The organism is Marinomonas dokdonensis, from assembly GCF_052747885.1.
This window is the reverse complement of record NZ_JBRAND010000002.1, coordinates 78,061-94,105: the sequence shown is the minus strand read 5'-3', so window position 1 is coordinate 94,105 and position 16,045 is coordinate 78,061. Positions and strand designations below refer to the sequence as shown.

15 protein-coding genes are annotated in these 16,045 nt (G+C 44.0%); 7 read left to right on the top strand and 8 right to left on the bottom strand.

Annotation, left to right across the window (positions count from 1 at the left end):
- Window positions 1–3: 3 nt before the first annotated feature.
- The 8 genes from ACUM5Y_RS04950 to ACUM5Y_RS04915 all read right to left on the bottom strand — a co-directional run bounded on the left by ACUM5Y_RS04950 (window position 4) and on the right by ACUM5Y_RS04915 (window position 7,174).
- Window positions 4–987 (bottom strand): bile acid:sodium symporter family protein, encoded by a 984-nt coding sequence (locus tag ACUM5Y_RS04950; RefSeq protein ID WP_445975755.1) that lies wholly within the window; start codon window positions 985–987, stop codon window positions 4–6.
- A 20-nt stretch (window positions 988–1,007) separates the two neighbouring features.
- A complete protein-coding gene (locus ACUM5Y_RS04945) occupies window positions 1,008–1,826 on the bottom strand; it encodes a MurR/RpiR family transcriptional regulator (protein WP_445975754.1) in 819 nt (272 codons plus the stop codon).
- 42 nt (window positions 1,827–1,868) lie between these two features.
- Window positions 1,869–2,597, bottom strand: coding sequence for an amino acid ABC transporter ATP-binding protein (locus ACUM5Y_RS04940; RefSeq protein ID WP_445975753.1), 729 nt, complete (start codon window positions 2,595–2,597; stop codon window positions 1,869–1,871).
- Window positions 2,584–3,234 (bottom strand): amino acid ABC transporter permease, encoded by a 651-nt coding sequence (locus ACUM5Y_RS04935; RefSeq protein ID WP_445975752.1) that lies wholly within the window; start codon window positions 3,232–3,234, stop codon window positions 2,584–2,586. The genes ACUM5Y_RS04940 and ACUM5Y_RS04935 overlap by 14 nt, the downstream gene beginning before the upstream one ends.
- 10 nt (window positions 3,235–3,244) lie before the next feature.
- Window positions 3,245–3,913: an amino acid ABC transporter permease gene (locus ACUM5Y_RS04930; RefSeq protein WP_445975751.1), complete on the bottom strand. Its 669-nt coding sequence runs from the start codon at window positions 3,911–3,913 to the stop codon at window positions 3,245–3,247.
- A 32-nt stretch (window positions 3,914–3,945) separates the two neighbouring features.
- A complete protein-coding gene (locus tag ACUM5Y_RS04925; RefSeq protein ID WP_445975750.1) occupies window positions 3,946–4,737 on the bottom strand; it encodes a transporter substrate-binding domain-containing protein in 792 nt (263 codons plus the stop codon).
- 286 nt (window positions 4,738–5,023) lie between these two features.
- Window positions 5,024–6,403 (bottom strand): molecular chaperone, encoded by a 1,380-nt coding sequence (yegD, locus tag ACUM5Y_RS04920; protein ID WP_445975749.1) that lies wholly within the window; start codon window positions 6,401–6,403, stop codon window positions 5,024–5,026.
- A 186-nt stretch (window positions 6,404–6,589) separates the two neighbouring features.
- Window positions 6,590–7,174: an NnrU family protein gene (locus ACUM5Y_RS04915; RefSeq protein ID WP_445975748.1), complete on the bottom strand. Its 585-nt coding sequence runs from the start codon at window positions 7,172–7,174 to the stop codon at window positions 6,590–6,592.
- A 213-nt stretch (window positions 7,175–7,387) separates the two neighbouring features.
- On the opposite strand from ACUM5Y_RS04915, the gene nspC reads away from it, so the two are divergent.
- From nspC to ACUM5Y_RS04880, 7 genes are all read left to right on the top strand, one after another.
- Entirely contained in the window at window positions 7,388–8,485 is a 1,098-nt protein-coding gene (nspC, locus tag ACUM5Y_RS04910; RefSeq protein ID WP_445975747.1) for a carboxynorspermidine decarboxylase, read from the top strand.
- Between the two features lie 54 nt (window positions 8,486–8,539).
- A complete protein-coding gene (locus tag ACUM5Y_RS04905) occupies window positions 8,540–9,778 on the top strand; it encodes a saccharopine dehydrogenase family protein (protein ID WP_445975746.1) in 1,239 nt (412 codons plus the stop codon).
- A 418-nt stretch (window positions 9,779–10,196) separates the two neighbouring features.
- Complete coding sequence (locus ACUM5Y_RS04900) at window positions 10,197–11,735, top strand: glucan biosynthesis protein G (protein ID WP_445975745.1); 1,539 nt, start codon at window positions 10,197–10,199, stop codon at window positions 11,733–11,735.
- On the top strand, window positions 11,735–13,852 hold the full coding sequence (gene mdoH, locus ACUM5Y_RS04895) for a glucans biosynthesis glucosyltransferase MdoH (protein WP_445975744.1): 2,118 nt from the start codon (window positions 11,735–11,737) through the stop codon (window positions 13,850–13,852). The genes ACUM5Y_RS04900 and mdoH overlap by 1 nt, the downstream gene beginning before the upstream one ends.
- Window positions 13,853–14,086: 234 nt before the next feature.
- On the top strand, window positions 14,087–14,869 hold the full coding sequence (locus tag ACUM5Y_RS04890) for an SHOCT domain-containing protein (RefSeq protein ID WP_445975743.1): 783 nt from the start codon (window positions 14,087–14,089) through the stop codon (window positions 14,867–14,869).
- A 520-nt stretch (window positions 14,870–15,389) separates the two neighbouring features.
- Complete coding sequence (locus tag ACUM5Y_RS04885) at window positions 15,390–15,671, top strand: hypothetical protein (RefSeq protein ID WP_445975742.1); 282 nt, start codon at window positions 15,390–15,392, stop codon at window positions 15,669–15,671.
- Between the two features lie 57 nt (window positions 15,672–15,728).
- On the top strand, window positions 15,729–16,010 hold the full coding sequence (locus ACUM5Y_RS04880) for a hypothetical protein (RefSeq protein WP_445975741.1): 282 nt from the start codon (window positions 15,729–15,731) through the stop codon (window positions 16,008–16,010).
- Window positions 16,011–16,045 lie beyond the last annotated feature (35 nt).

Genomic DNA, 16,045 nt, shown 5'->3' with positions numbered 1-16,045 from the left:
TGGTTAGGCCGCTGTCGCTTTGGCCGCGTATTTATTGGCCAAAATTGCACAGTAGAAAATTTGGATTGGGTGATACAACATAATTGGCAACAAGATCATGCCAAGGTTCGGATCGGCGACGAAAATCAACTTGGCCATGGGAATCCCAGCTGCTAGGGTTTTCTTCGTACCACAGAAAACTACCGCAGCTTCGTCTGCAAGAGAGAATTTCGAGCGGCTCGCCAGCCACTGAATACTGTGCACCACAAACAACAGCACTACGACACAAATAGCGATAGACAGTGCCAAAGTTTGAATGGAGAAATCACTCCAAATACGGTTAAAGATCGAATCACAAAAAGCGTTGTAGACAATCAAAATAATCACGTATTTATCTATCTTACCAATCACAGCCTTATGCTTTTTAGCGAAAGCGGATAAGAAAGGACGGGCTAATTGACCGGCCACCATAGGCAGAATAAGCAACAGCAGAATAGACTTAACCGAAGACATGTAGTCCAACTCCACCCCTTCAAACTTCATGAAGATCTGGATCAAGAATGGTGTAATGAATACCCCTAAGATGCTTGATAAAGAGGCATTAAAGATGGCACCAGGAACATTACCCTTAGCAACCCCTGTCATGGTCACAGAAGAGGAAATGGTACTGGGTAAAACAAACAAGTAACAAAAACCAAAGGCTAAGGCGCTAGGCATTAATGACAAGAACACATCGTCGAACAGCAGCCAAATTAGCGGGTAAAAAGCAAAGGTCGCCAGCTGAATAAAGATATGCAAACGCCAGTTTTTGACGCCTGCTTTAATGTCCTTGGGCGATAAGCCTAAGCCATGTAAGAAGAACACAATACCCACACCTACACTGACAATCACTTGCAGGTTAAGCCATCCCCCCGAGCGGCCAAGCTCTGAGGTAAAGGTCGCCAAGACAATAGCGAGAACCATACCCACTATAAACCACTCTTTTTTTATCTTACTGACTAGATTCATGTTGTTCTCTTTATCCTTGCTTATTCAATTTCATTCAAAGCGGCATAGTTCGCAATGATATCGTCGCTCAAAGAGGAAGCCTCTTTGCCTAATTTCAAATAGACCTGATTCACTAAATAGCCGATCAGACTCATGGGTACGGCATAGCTATCTAGGGGTCGACTGTTGTTCATATGACATACCAAGACATGCTTTACTTTATCTAGGTATTTTTGACCGGATTGGTCTGTAATCAAAAAACACTCATTGTTTTTTAATTTATCTATCATCTTCGAGAATTGACTCACCCGACGGCGTATTCCAATAACAATGACAAAATCCTCTTCATCGATTGAGGCTAAATCTTCCCCTATGCTCTGCCCTGGCAATGGCAGTAGATCAACCCTGCCGCGACACTGCATTAGCTGCTGGCGAAAATGCATGGCCAAAGGGTAGCTGTTTCGATAGCCAATAATTTTGATACGCTTGGCGTGAGCAATTTTCTCTAATAAAGGTTCTAAATCCGTTTCACTCAATTGAGACCAAAGCTGTTCTAAGGAACTTAACTCACTTTGAAACTCCGACGCTTCCGCCGGTGAAATAAGCATTGGTCGCCCTTGATCTCTCGCGGCGATCAACTCGTTACGAAGAGCTAGATGATCGTCATAGCCCAACTTACGAATAAAACGGCTCACACTGGTTTTCGACACAGAGCAAGCTTCGGCAATTTCATTGGTCGATAAGATCAGTACTTTATCTGGATTAAGCTGCAAATAATCAGCCAACCTACGATTACCTTCCGTAAGTTTTGAATAATGCTGAGTAATACGAGCACTTAATGGGTTATTGTTGTTTTGCATTGAATTTTCTCCATTAGACTCCCCAGATAATACTGAAAAAAGTCATATTACTGCAGCTAAAAAGCTCTGCAGTTCTGCCGTCTGTGGGTTTGCAAATATTTTGTCACTTGGGCCACTCTCCCAAATCTTCCCTTGATTCATGAAAATCACCCTATCGCCAACGTTACGGGCAAAGTTCATTTCATGAGTAACTAGAATCAGGGTCATTCCTTCTTCTTTTAATTGCTCTAGCACTTTCAGCACCTCTTCTACTAGCTCAGGGTCTAGAGCTGAGGTAATTTCATCACATAACAAGACCTTTGGTGACATAGCTAAGGATCTTGCAATCGCTACACGTTGTTGTTGACCACCAGAAAGGTTACCCGGATAAGCATCAAATTTATCCGCCAAGCCAACTTTTTTAAGCAACTCTTTGGCTATTTTACGGCATTCTTCAGCACTTTTTTTCAATACCAGTTTTGGCGCTAACATTACATTCTCGCCCACCGTTTTGTGGGGAAAAAGATTAAAGTTTTGGAACACCATTCCAACGCTCTGGCTGAGTAATCGTAACTTATACTCGTCATCTTCAACGGCTTGCTCATCAACAACAATCGCACCTTCTTGGAACACTTCCAACCCATTAATGCAACGTAACAAGGTACTTTTACCAGAACCACTGCGGCCAATAATTGAAACCACTTCACCGGCCTCAACTTTTAAGTCAATGCCTTTAAGTACATGGTTATCACCATAATATTTGTGAACTTGATCAACACTAACGACTGACATTGTTTTTTCTCTCCAAATGACGTGCCATGACCGAAAGTGGGAAGCACATTAAGAAATATAAAAGAGCGACAAGCGCAAAGACTTTAAAAGGTTGAAACGTAGCATTGTTCAACATGGTTCCAGCTTTAGTCAGTTCGACAAAGCCGATAATAGAAGCAAGAGCCGTCCCCTTGATGATCTGCACCGAAAAACCAACAGTTGGCGCAATCGCAATTTTTACGGCCTGAGGAATGATCACTTCCTTCATTGTTTGCATATAAGTGAAACCTAATGTTCGACATGCTTCCCACTGCCCCTTAGGTAGAGAGTCGATACAACCACGCCAAATTTCATGTAAAAATGCACTACTGAATAGGGTCAAGGATAAGATGGCCGCGGTCCAAGCATCGACCTCAAAGCCTATTAGCGACAGGCCAAAGAAGGTCAAAAATAACTGCATTAATAACGGGATTCCTTGGAAAAGCTCTACATAAAGAGCCACCAATTTATTCATTAAACTAATCTTCATGCTTCTAAGTAGAGTCAATAAGAGACCAACCAAGCCTCCTCCAATAAAAGCACAGAGTGAAAGTAATAATGTCCAGCGTGCAGCAAGAAGCAGGTTTCTAAAAATGTCCCAATCTGAAAAATAAGCCATTAACCTTCTCCTAGGCCACGCTTGATTTAAATAACACGCGCTTCAGCAACATAAACACTTTGCGCATCAAAATGGCCAATAACAGATAAACTAAGGCCGTTAACATATAAGATTCAAAACTTAAGAAGCTTCGAGATTGAACAAAGTTTGCTGCAAAAGTCAGCTCTTCGACAGAGATCTGCGATACCACAGCCGACCCTAGCATTACGATAATGCACTGACTGACCAAAGCTGGATAAATTCGTAAGTAAGCTGGGGGTAAAATAATATAGTGGTAAATTTGCCAGCGACTGAAGCCTAGGGTTTTGCCCGCTTCCCATTGACCTTTGGGTGTTGCATCAATCCCTGCTCGGATAATTTCTGCACTATAGGCCCCTAGATTCAACACCAAAGCAATCAAACCTGCTTGCCAAGCTGTAAATTTCAAACCAAGAATAGGGAGACCAAAAAATATAAAAAACAGCTGAATAATGAAGGGGGTATTACGCACCACTTCAATATAAATGGCACAGATCCCTTGTATCAGTTTTGATTTAGCCATACGGCCAATAGCACAATAAGTACCTAACACTAAACCCAAAAAGGTAGAGATGACGGTTAGTGTAACCGTCATCTTCAAGCCCTTAATGAACTCAGGTAGGTATGGAAGCAGTCCAGCAAAATCAAGACTATAGCTCATATTAATATCCCTACTCTAAGTCTTAAGCCGTATTAAAGGTCTTGTGGAAATGGCGCTTTAAACCATTGCTGAGAAAGACCTTCAAGTACACCAGCCGTTTTTGCTTTAGCAATCAGGCTGTTTACCTTCGCCAATAACTCTGTGTCGCCTTTCATCACACCAATGTAGCAAGGAGAGTTTTTAAGCAAGAACTTAGTTTCTGGCGCTTTGGCTGGAAAACGTGTCGCTATCTCGGTTACAACAAGGTTACCTGTAGCAATCAAGCTAACTTGAGATGACAAGAAAGCAGACAAGGTTGCGTTATTGTCTTCGTAACGCTGAATAACAGCATCAGTTGGTGCTAGCTTACTCAACTCAAGATCCTCGACGGAACCACGAGTCACTGCAACAGTTTTACCGCTAAGGGCTTCCACTGAATCAACTGATTCTGATTTCGAACCAAACACACCTAGGAAGAAGGGAGCGTAGGCATCACTGAAATCAATGGCCTTTTCTCGTGTTGGGTTTTTGCCCAAGCTTGAAATAACCAAATCAACTTTGCGTGTTTGTAAATATGGAATACGGTTTGCACTGGTTACAGGAACCAACTCAAGCTTAACATCTAGCTCTTTAGCTAAATATTTGGCCATATCGATATCATAGCCTTGCGGCTTAAAATCAGTACCTACTGAACCAAATGGAGGGAAATCTTGTGGAACTGCCACTTTTAACACTCCTGCATCCATAATACTTTCAAGCTGGTTAGCTTGTGCTACTCCTGCTGTGAATATTGATGAGCACACAACAACCAAACCACCAAACGCTTTTTTCAAATTGATTTTCATAACTCTTCGCACCCTTAATTAGTGAAACAATTGAACCCACGAAATTACATTTAGCAACAATTGAACCAATTTTAACGATTTGTAAATGTTTTTTAAAAATTTATATAAAACAACAAGTTACAACCTAACCAGTTCATGAAAAATAAGGTAAGGAGAATTTTGACTGCGCACCATAGCAAGGCAATAACGCTAAGACGCCCTAAAATTGACAGTTTTTAAGCAAAAAAAATGGACCTCAAAAGTGAGATCCAATTTTTATTCCGTGAAGGGAAGTTGCGCTTAGAGGTTATTTAAAAATACGCGAGGACCAAACGGTTAATCCCGCCGCGACGCTACCAAAGTGGTCGCCATCTAATACCGGGATATCACCAATTTGCTGTTGTATGGCTTGTCGAATGATGGGAGATTTGGCTGAACCACCGGTGATATAAATAAGGTCTGGCTGTTCGCCTGCTTGAGCGATGGCATCATTCATTAGTTGCAACATGCGGTCTAAAGGTGGCTGTATCGAATGCGCTATCTGCTCACGGGTCATAGAAGCTGCAAGCTCTGCTTCAATGTAGTCCAAGGCTAGGGTGTGATCCAAAGTCTCAGACAAGGAAATTTTTGCCTGCTCGGCGTTGCGCACTAGGTGATAATTATGTTTTTCCGCTCGCAGGCGAAGGAAACGCTCAATTAACTTAGGGTTGGCCGCATCAAGGCGAAGCTGATCTATTTGGTTTTTGGTTTCTTTACTGTTGAAGGTGGCAATGGCGGATACATCATTGGTGGTGACTGCATTCCAGAACATCTGTGTCGGCATAGGCAGACCCGTTTTTAATTGGGAATCCATACCAAATAAAGGCATTAAATGTTTGCCAGCAATACGAATATCCAAATCGTTACCACCAATTCGCTCACCGGTATGGCTAAGAAAGTCATCACGGCGATCGATCTTATTGGCATAGTCCGGCCCCATGCGCACCATGGCACAGTCCGTAGTACCACCCCCAATATCCACGACTAGCACAGTTTTGTTGTCGGTCAGTTTTGCTTCGAAATCTAGTCCGGCGGCGATGGGCTCATAGAGAAATTCAACTTCCTTGTAGCCAACTCGCTTCGCTGCTGCTGTCAGAATTTCGAGGGCCTGTTGGTTGCTGGCCTCTGCGTCGACTCCTTGAAAGTTTACCGGCCGACCAATCACAGTATGAGTAAGAGTTTGGCCTAAGTGAGCTTCTGCTTTGCGCTTAATGTTTAGCATCATGGCTGCGACAAGGTCTTCAAAGAAAGCAATATGCTCGTTGCGTAAGCCAGTACCCCCTAAAAAGGATTTCGGCGATTTTACAAAATAGCCGTCCTCTGGCCATTGGTAATATTCATCGAAGGCAGCGCGGCCAAAAAATAGCGTTTGATCCGAATCCTCTAGGTCTTCTTCGCGACGTGCTCTCTGAGCGCGCATCAACGCAGGACGACGAGCCTCCACGAAGCTTTGTCGCGCCTCTCCCTGCCCCATAGAGTGAGCGACATATTCGGTTATAAAATCTCGATCTAGGGCATATACTGTTGAAGGTAAAAACGTATGCTGGCTTTCTAATGGCACAAGACGAACCGACCCTGTCTGTGTTGCTGTTGGGTCAGTTACCCCTAATGCACAATTAGATGTTCCGTAGTCAAAGCCGCAATTCATGTGTCTATTAACCTTTATAGATGGGTTTTCAAAAGAGGGCGCGCAAGATAACACACTGATTTCGCTCTGTCAGCTGATGGTAATAAATGCTTAATGGCTCTCAAGAAAGTCCATTAAAAGCCATCAAAAAAGCCCCACTCTTTTTTTAAAGTGAGGCTTATTTAGAATGAAAATGTCTCAATTTCTCTAAAATAGAGGGGAAACGCCTAACACCATCTCGTGAAGATAAGAGGCAATTACAAACCAAGAGATCATGGCAAAAGACAAGGAGAAAAAGTTCGGCACCAGAGAAGAGCCCGTGGTTTTATAGGTTACACCCGCTAGACGATCACGACGACGATACACAGCAAAGCTGACGATAGACCAGATGAGGAAGCTACCAAAGGTCAGAATCTCTGCTAAAGCACCATTACTTAGTAAGTGAGCAAACGCCCATAGTTTTACCGCTAACAGTAGCGGATAGCCCATTTTGGATTTTAATGTGGAGTTAGGGCTAAAGCTTGAACCGACACAAAACAGTGCCAGCAGCATGAGAAGTGCCGAAGCATGACGCGTCCACTGAGGCGGAAACCAAACCCATGTCGGCGCAAGTCGTGCTTCTTGAAACCCCATAATAATAAACGCAATAGCCAGTAACGAGGCCATGCTATAGCGTACACGCCAGCGAATCACGCCATGACGTGCCATAGAGGCTTGACGCCAATTTGGCGCTAACAGGCCAATGGAATGTAATGCAAAAAACAACACTAGCCCTAAAAGTAACGTCAGCATGTGTATGGGGTCCTTATATATGTATGAAGAGTGCGAGACTGTGATGGATGCCGCATTGTAGACATCCCTCTTTATATCTCAAGTACAAATCTTGAACTGGGCTTTTATCCCCGTAAAAGTGTCATAAAAAGCGCGCTAGAATGATGTTTAACGCTAGAAAAACTAGCCAGCTTTGCTCTAGAATACACGCCTTTAAAATTCGGACAGGTTGCCATGATTCAAACACCTTATTACCTCATTGATAAAGCAAGCCTTCTTAACAACCTTGAGAAGATCGCCTACGTGCGCCAACAGTCCGGTGCCAAGTCTTTATTGGCGCTAAAATGCTTTGCAACTTGGTCGGTATTTGACCTAATGCAAGACTACATGGATGGCACCACCTCTTCTTCTTTATACGAAGTAAAACTTGGCAAGCAAAAGTTCCAAGGGGAAACCCACGCCTACAGCGTTGCCTATGCTGATAATGAAATTGCTGAAGTGCTAGAGCACTCTGACAAAATCATTTTCAACTCCATCGGCCAACTAGAGCGTTTTAATGAGGTTAGCTCTGATAAAACACGCGGTCTTCGTGTTAACCCGCAGGTCAGTACGTCCGAATTTTTAATCGCTGACCCTGCCCGCCCATTCAGCCGCTTAGGGGAATGGGACCCAGAGAAAATCGCCACGGTTATGGACCAAGTTTCTGGCTTTATGTTCCACAACAACTGTGAAAACGGTGATTTTGATCGCTTTGATGAAATGTTAACGCTCATCGAGAGCCGTTTCGGTCATCTTATTAAGCAAGTTGAATGGGTCAGCCTAGGTGGCGGTATTCACTTTACCGGTGAAGGCTACCCTCTCGATAGATTCTGCCAACGCCTAAAAGCCTTTGCAGATAACTACCAGATTCAGGTTTACCTAGAACCAGGCGAAGCCGCTATTACTAACAGCACAACCCTTGAAGTAACCGTGCTCGACACACTTTATAACGGCAAAGACCTCGCCGTGGTAGACAGCTCCATCGAAGCGCACATGCTAGACCTGCTGATTTATCGTGAAAATGCCAAGATGGCACCTAACGATGGCAGCCATGCTTATATGGTATGCGGTAAGTCTTGCTTAGCAGGGGATATTTTTGGAGAGTTCATGTTTGAAAAGCCTCTACAGGTAGGCGATCGACTTTCTTTTCAAGATGCTGCAGGCTATACCATGGTGAAAAAGAATTGGTTCAATGGTGTGAAAATGCCATCTATCGCCATCCGCCAACTGGACGGCAGCATCGAGTTAGTAAGAGAATTTGACTACAATGACTTTATGAACAACTTATCTTAAGAACTTTATACACACTGTTTAACGACTATTTATGTATTTGGAGAGACAAACACTATGAAAAAAAATGTCCTTATTATTGGTGGTGGAGGTGTGGCGCGCGTAGTGGCTCACAAATGCGCCCAACACAATGACACACTGGGCAATATCGCAATTGCCTCGCGCAGCGTTGCGAAATGCGACGATATTGTATCCAGTGTCCTAGACAAAGGCAGTATGAAAGTTGAGGGCCGCATTCAGGCATACGCCCTAGACGCATTAGATGTTGCCGCAACCGTTAAACTGATTAATGACACGCAATCTGAAATTGTTATTAATGTGGGTTCTGCTTTCATTAATATGTCGGTACTTGAAGCTTGTATTGAAACTGGTGCAGCTTACCTAGACACTGCCATTCATGAAGACCCAGCGAAAATCTGTGAAACACCACCATGGTACGCCAACTATGAATGGAAACGCCGCGACCTTTGTAAAGACAAAGGCATTACCGCTATTTTAGGCGTTGGCTTTGATCCAGGTGTCGTAAACGCCTACGCAGCCTTGGCTTACAATGATTATTTCGACTCTGTTAGCGACATCGATATTATTGATATCAACGCTGGTAGCCACGGCAAATACTTCGCCACTAACTTTGACCCAGAAATTAACTTCCGTGAATTTACCGGTCGTGTTTACTCTTGGCAAAACCGTGCTTGGCAAGAAAACAAAATGTTTGAAATTAGCCGTACCGACGATCTACCTGTTGTAGGTAAGCAAACCGCTTACATGACAGGTCACGATGAAGTGCACTCTATTTCACAAAATCTAGACGTACCAAACGTACGCTTCTGGATGGGCTTCGGTGAGCATTACATTAATGTCTTTACCGTACTAAAAAGCCTAGGCTTGCTTTCTGAGCAGCCTGTTAAAACCGCAGAAGGTCTAGAAGTGGTTCCTTTAAAAGTTGTGAAAGCAGTACTGCCAGATCCATCTTCACTTGCACCGGATTACACAGGTAAGACTTGTATTGGTGATGTGGTAAAAGGCATTAAAGATGGCAAAGAAAAAGAAGTCTTTATTTACAACGTGGCCGACCACAAAGATGCTTACAATGAAGTAGGTAGCCAAGGCATTTCTTACACGGCAGGGGTGCCACCTGTTGCGGCAGCCATTCTTGTAGCAAATGGTACTTGGGATGCGAAAGAAATGCGCAATGTTGAACAACTAGACCCAAAACCTTTCCTCGGTTTATTGAACGATATGGGCTTACCAACACGTATTAAAGATGAAGATGGCGACCGCCCTTTTACCCTTTAAGTGCTAGTTTGCTCATTTAATAGCCTTTACAAACCCGCTTTATGGCTAGCATAAAGCGGGTTTCTTATTTTTACCGCTAAGGTTTTTGAACCACCAGAAAAGCGCTGATAGCCTTATAACGAATAGTGAATTTAATCTCACTAATTTCAAATAAAACGTCTAAAAAGCCCTACTTTTTGTGGTGGTTCTACTGACAATATTGACATATTATCTGCTCATTCTTTTGACTCTACTGATCCCCTCAGCCCTACATCTACGAAACTTTATTATAAGATACTAAGACAGCAATAAATCATGACATGGACAGTGATCGTCCATAGCCAGTCACATAAATAAAGAGAGTTGTTCTTTGAGATTAACAAATTTTTTATCGACTAAAGCCCCATCAGCAAGCATGTTGGCATCCACGGTTTCAACCATGGCATCCATCCTGTTCAGCGCTGCGCTTCATGCTCAACCGGAAGAAAAAGAAGCGCCTGTTCAGCAAGGCCAAGCCACACAACAAACTGAAAAAGCCACATCGCAAGGTTATGCTTTTTCTCATCAGAGTGTGATCGACCTTGCTAAATCGCTCGCGGACGTGCCCATGCAACCCGTAGCCAAGGCGCCTAAAGCGCTAACGGATATGGATTACAGCACCTACCGACAAATTAACTTTCAGCAGAACCAAGCCGTATGGGGAAACACCCCAACGAAATTTTCTGTACAACTTTTTGCGCCAGGCTTTCTGTTTAAGGATTTGGTGTCCATTAACGTGGTAGAGAATGGCAAAGCCTTTCCATTGACCATGTCTCCTGACTCTTTCTCAACACCGAACGATGAGATCAACCAACTTATCTCGCAAGTGGGTAAATACGCGGGGTTGCGATTGCACTACCCTATTAACCGCGAAGATTACAACGACGAATTTATTGTCTTCCAAGGGGCGAGCTATTTCCGTGCGGTGTCAAAAGGTCAAAGCTACGGCTTGTCTGCTCGCGGCCTAGCCGTGGATGTGGCTCAACCCAAGGGCGAAGAGTTTCCAATGTTTACGCAGTTTTGGATTGAACGCCCTTCTTCAAGCCAAGATGCCATTGTGGTTCACGCCCTATTGGACAGTAAGAGTGTGACGGGGGCGTATCGTTTTGGTATTTATCCCGGTAAACCCACCCGAGTGGATGTAAAAGCAACACTCTTCCCTCGTGTGAATTTAAAACATGTTGGGGTCGCTCCGCTCACTTCAATGTTTATGCACAACAACTCGTTAGACGCCTCAGACATTCCGGATTATCGTCCAGCCGTGCATGACTCGGAAGGCTTGCAGATCCTCACAGGGAAAGGCGAAATGTTGTGGCGACCACTGAATAACCCTAAGTCTCTGGAAGTCAGCGCCTTTTCAGACCAGTCGCCTAAAGGTTTTGGTCTGATCCAACGCCGACGCAGTTTCTATGATTATCAAGATTTAGAAGCCACCTATGAGTCTCGACCATCCGCATGGATTAAGCCCTTAAACGATTGGGGTGAAGGTCATGTGGAGTTGGTAGAGATTCCATCGGATGCCGAGTCGAATGACAATATCGTGGCTTATTGGCAACCTAAAGGTGGCTTCAAACAAGGAGAGTCATACACCTATCAATATCTGATGACTTGGTCCAACGACACCCCGGTTATGATGGATCAACCAAGAGTGGTTCGTAGTGCTAAAGGCACCAAGCTGTTTGGCCAGCACCCTGAAGTGGTCATTGATTACAATAAAATGGGGGATGTAGACCCCAACACTATTACCGTAGACGCTAACATCAGCCAAGGGGAAATTTTAGAAGCCTTGGTGGTTAAACATCCTCATAACAAAGGGGTTCGCGTTTATGTCACTTTCGACCCTAAAAATGCGGATGTCTCTGAACTGCGAGTAGCATTGAAGCAGAACGATGAACCTATTGCTCCGACCTGGTTGTACCGATGGTTGAAGGAGCAATAATGTCTCGTAACCCAAAAAACACCTTGCTTTCATTGCCGAGAGAAAGCGCGATTGCTATGCCTCGTCACGAGGTAAATGAGTCGCGCCAAGCACTAAAGTCGAGCACCAGCTATCGCCTAGCGTTCACCTTGTTTTCGCGACTGTTTGTGATCACTCTGTCATTAGGCCTTGCTTATTATGGTGCCAGCGAAATGTATTTGGTGCTGAGCACTAATGGTATCGCGGGGTTGCAGTGGCTATTTCTGGTCTTATTTTGCATTAACTTTAGCTGGATCGCCTTCGCATTTTCTCAGGCTACTTTAGGCTTGTTTTATCAGCTCTGGCCCTTCAAACCCAAGCCCAAAGAGCTCGAGAGCGATGCGGTAACCGCTATCCTACTGCCGGTCTACAATGAAGACCCCATGCGCATTCGGGCAAGTCTTCAAGCCATGCGTGAAGACCTACTAAAACAGGCTCCGGGTAAATTTGCTTTCTTTATTCTCAGCGATACCAATCAAGCGGATGCTTGGATTAAAGAAGAAGAAAGTTTTCTGCCTTTATTGAATCAAGACTCATCGACTTGTCCGGTTTATTATCGCCGTCGACATAACAACAAGGAACGTAAAGCTGGCAACATTGCCGATTGGGTGAGCCGTTTTGGCGGTGCCTATGAATGCATGATAGTGCTTGATGCGGACAGCTTAATGAGCGCTGATTGCTTAGTTTCTTTGCGCCGAAGAATGCAGGCCGAGCCTGGTCTTGGCTTAATTCAAACCTTACCCACCCTGATACGCGCCAACACTTTATATGGTCGCATTCAGCAATTTGCTAATCATTGTTTTGGCCCTATCTATGCTGCAGGTTTGGCGGCATGGCACGGTAATGCTTCAAATTTTTGGGGGCATAACGCCATTATTCGTACCAAAGCATTTGCCCAAGCCTGTGGTTTACCTATCTTAGAAGGCAAGGCGCCTTTTGGGGGCCATGTCATGAGCCATGATTTCATGGAAGCGGCATTGTTAAGACGCGCAGGTTGGGAGGTACGTTTTGATACCGACCTTCAAGCCTCCTATGAGGAAGCCCCTCCATCGTTAATCGATGTGATTGTCCGTGACCGTCGTTGGTGCCAAGGAAACCTTCAACACAAGGCCTTTGTGTTCGCCAATGGCTTCCATTTTGCCAGCCGTGTGCATCTGGTCTCAGGCATCATGTCTTATTTAAGTGCGGTGTTTTGGTTCTTGCTGATCGCGGTGGGTTTCGCACTGGCCGTTCAGGCCTATTTTGTGCGACCAGAATATTTCGCTAATCCGTCCTTGTTTCCAACTTGGCCGGTCTTTGATTTCGAAAAAGCTCGCTCCCTTTTTATGCTGTCCATGTTTTTGGTATTGGCGCCCAAGCTCTATGGCTGGCTGGCAGCCTTGCTGAACATTCGCCGTTGCTTAGCGTTCGGTGGGCCCATTTTACTGACGCTCAGCACTCTGGCAGAGACTTTATTATCTGCCCTTTATGCGCCGATTTTGATGCTCTCTCAGTTTCAAGTGGTGTGTGATATTTTGCGTGGCCGAGACAGTGGTTGGAAGCCTCAGTCCCGGGATGATGGTGCCAACTCTTGGCAAGCCGCTGGCCGTGCTCATTGCAGCCATACATTGCTAGGCTTCGCATTAGCTGGTGGTGCCTTCTTTCTAAGTGAAGAGCTTTTTTACTGGTCGCTCCCCATCTCTTTCGGCCTAATGCTGTCCATTCCTCTGTCTTGGCTAAGTGGTGGTAAAAATAGAGGTAATCTCATTCGTTACCTAGGTTTATTAAGAGCCCCAGAAGAAAAACGCAGCCATAACATAGTGCAATCTTTGCAACGCCAAACTGAGCAACTGGAAGAATTGCCCGCTAGCACAGCACTTTCGCGCTTAGTCGACAACCCAAAGCTGTATTACTGGCACCTTGCTCAACTACCAAGAGCTGCGAGTAATGCGGAAGTTGGAAGCATTTTGCGATCAAAGATATGTGCTGAGTGGCAAATTCAAAACAGCCCAACATTGGATCACTTACTCAGTAGCTTACAAGAAGACGAGCGTTTAAGTATCTTGCAGCACTATGACTTGCTGGTATTGATGAGTAAATATTTACCGTCTCATCACTAGGTATTCACCCTCCTTGGCGTTATTACTTTGTGAATAACGGCCAAGGGGGATTGCTCAACCCGATTGGTCTAAAAATAATCAATTCAGTCACATTTAGTTCTTCTTAGCTGTGTTAGACTGCACCCCCACGGAACCTGCCATCAGCATGATGCTGATCTCCTCTCTTATACATATTCATAATGTATAAATGAGTACAGCTCTGTGTCTTTATGACTTTTAAGAGAGCAAAAAATTATGCAAAACCTTACCAATTATGGCCAACAACTGGTCAATAACCTGAGTGCAAAATATAACCTTAGCTATGATGCTGTCATGCATATGTTGATCAGTGTGAATAATGGCGCTGGCTCTATGGCACAATTTAACTGCCCTGAACTCGGGGGCGGTGGACAATGGATGCGTGGTGGCATGACAATGGTCGGTGATATGTTTAATCATGGACTAAAAATGACGGTGGACAATCTTTGTAATGACTTAGCGAACGGTTTGTCTAATCAGTTAGTATTTGCTGAGATTCCTCAGGGTATGCCTGGTAGTTCAATGTGGTGGCCGGGTGATCTTGGTCAACCTTTCAGCAGCGGTGCACAGAACAACCTACGCTATGCGGTCTTTCCTAACCGATTGGCTGTTGAGTTAAATGGACAAGTGACCGTCTATGACACTCTAGACAACAACATTGGTGGTGTTAGCCAACAACAAGGTAGTGATAACTCCCTTACTTTTAGCAGCCAATACGGCACTCTAAGCGTAAACTCACTACCTATCGTTTCAGGTAATCCACCGCTACCTTCCACGAATTTTGCTCAACCTAGTTATACACCTGAACCAGAACTTCAAACGCCTCAAACGCCTCAAACGCCTCAAACGCCTCAAACGCCTCAAACGCCTATGATGACCACTTCTAGTGTTGATGATGTCATTCAGTTGATTGAAAAGCTTGCCAGATTAAAAGAGATCGGCGCTATCTCTGAACAAGACTACAACACAAAAAAAGCCGAGCTGCTGACTCGCATCTAGTAAAAACTAGAGTATTAAGTTAGTCCAATCGATTACGCCTGTGCTTCATCGGGACCTTTTACCCGGTTTTAGCCGATAAGGGCGTAATCTTTCTAATCTGTGTCAATGAAATTAGCAACCAAAGTCTAGTAATTCCTCCCTGCCAAAAGACCTGTCAACATCGCAGCACTAAAAATTTAAACTTCCATTCCATAATATGGCGTTAAACAGTGTAGTAATTATGCATATTTAACGGCTTTACTTGCTCATTAACACACAAACGAACATAAGCCTATTCAACGACTCGTTTTGTGCACAATTCTTGTTTATTTAATAAACATTAATTACTAACTCTATATTTAAATTGAACTATTGATGCGAAAACGACCATTTCCTATCCATTTCTTATCTATACGAATCAAAAATGGAAGCACCCTCCGAGCTCTTTTTATTTAAATTAAAAGAGCTATTATATATTCCATCGAAAGCAAACAAATTAATTAAACAGTTAAAAACTTTTTAAACATATTGGAGAATAATCATGAAAACATTTACTAAATCTACTCTAGCCGTTATCACTGCCGCACTACTAAGCACAAGTGCTTTTGCAAACAGCTCTGACGACAGCCCAATTGAGCAAGTACGTACCGCTAAAGCTGGTGTTGAGGCTCTAGCAACGACTCTAAAAAATGAAGGTGTTGCTGTTGATACCAAAGTTAACTTAGACGGTGCTCGTACTTACGCACAGAAAGAAGCAGTTTACCAAGCGAAATACTCTGAGCTTCAAGCGCAATTCGATGCTTTGAACCAGCAAAACTCTTAATCGCTAAATAGCCATCACGATTTAAATTATTAAACATAATTTGAAAGGAAGAATATTATGAAAACTTTTACTAAATCTACTCTAGCCGTTATCACTGCCGCACTACTAAGCACAAGTGCTTTTGCAATCAGCTCTGACGACAGCCCAATTGAACAAGTACGTACCGCTAAAGCTGGCGTTGAAGCTCTAGCAACGACTCTAAAAAATGAAGGTGTTGCTGTTGATACCAAAGTTAACTTAGACGGTGCTCGCACTTACGCACAGAAACAAGCAGCCTACCAAGCGAAATACTCTGAGCTGCAAGCACAATTCAACGCGATTCATCAGCAAAACTCATAGTCCAATCTATGAGTGCGCTAGACAGCACTACCCAT

Coding starts and splice junctions, on each gene's coding strand:
- ACUM5Y_RS04950 (WP_445975755.1), bottom strand. CDS start 987: ATGAATCTAGTCAGTAAGATAAAAAAAGAGTGGTTTATAGTGGGTATG.
- ACUM5Y_RS04945 (WP_445975754.1), bottom strand. CDS start 1,826: ATGCAAAACAACAATAACCCATTAAGTGCTCGTATTACTCAGCATTAT.
- ACUM5Y_RS04940 (WP_445975753.1), bottom strand. CDS start 2,597: ATGTCAGTCGTTAGTGTTGATCAAGTTCACAAATATTATGGTGATAAC.
- ACUM5Y_RS04935 (WP_445975752.1), bottom strand. CDS start 3,234: ATGGCTTATTTTTCAGATTGGGACATTTTTAGAAACCTGCTTCTTGCT.
- ACUM5Y_RS04930 (WP_445975751.1), bottom strand. CDS start 3,913: ATGAGCTATAGTCTTGATTTTGCTGGACTGCTTCCATACCTACCTGAG.
- ACUM5Y_RS04925 (WP_445975750.1), bottom strand. CDS start 4,737: ATGAAAATCAATTTGAAAAAAGCGTTTGGTGGTTTGGTTGTTGTGTGC.
- yegD (WP_445975749.1), bottom strand. CDS start 6,403: ATGAATTGCGGCTTTGACTACGGAACATCTAATTGTGCATTAGGGGTA.
- ACUM5Y_RS04915 (WP_445975748.1), bottom strand. CDS start 7,174: ATGCTGACGTTACTTTTAGGGCTAGTGTTGTTTTTTGCATTACATTCC.
- nspC (WP_445975747.1), top strand. CDS start 7,388: ATGATTCAAACACCTTATTACCTCATTGATAAAGCAAGCCTTCTTAAC.
- ACUM5Y_RS04905 (WP_445975746.1), top strand. CDS start 8,540: ATGAAAAAAAATGTCCTTATTATTGGTGGTGGAGGTGTGGCGCGCGTA.
- ACUM5Y_RS04900 (WP_445975745.1), top strand. CDS start 10,197: ATGGCATCCATCCTGTTCAGCGCTGCGCTTCATGCTCAACCGGAAGAA.
- mdoH (WP_445975744.1), top strand. CDS start 11,735: ATGTCTCGTAACCCAAAAAACACCTTGCTTTCATTGCCGAGAGAAAGC.
- ACUM5Y_RS04890 (WP_445975743.1), top strand. CDS start 14,087: ATGCAAAACCTTACCAATTATGGCCAACAACTGGTCAATAACCTGAGT.
- ACUM5Y_RS04885 (WP_445975742.1), top strand. CDS start 15,390: ATGAAAACATTTACTAAATCTACTCTAGCCGTTATCACTGCCGCACTA.
- ACUM5Y_RS04880 (WP_445975741.1), top strand. CDS start 15,729: ATGAAAACTTTTACTAAATCTACTCTAGCCGTTATCACTGCCGCACTA.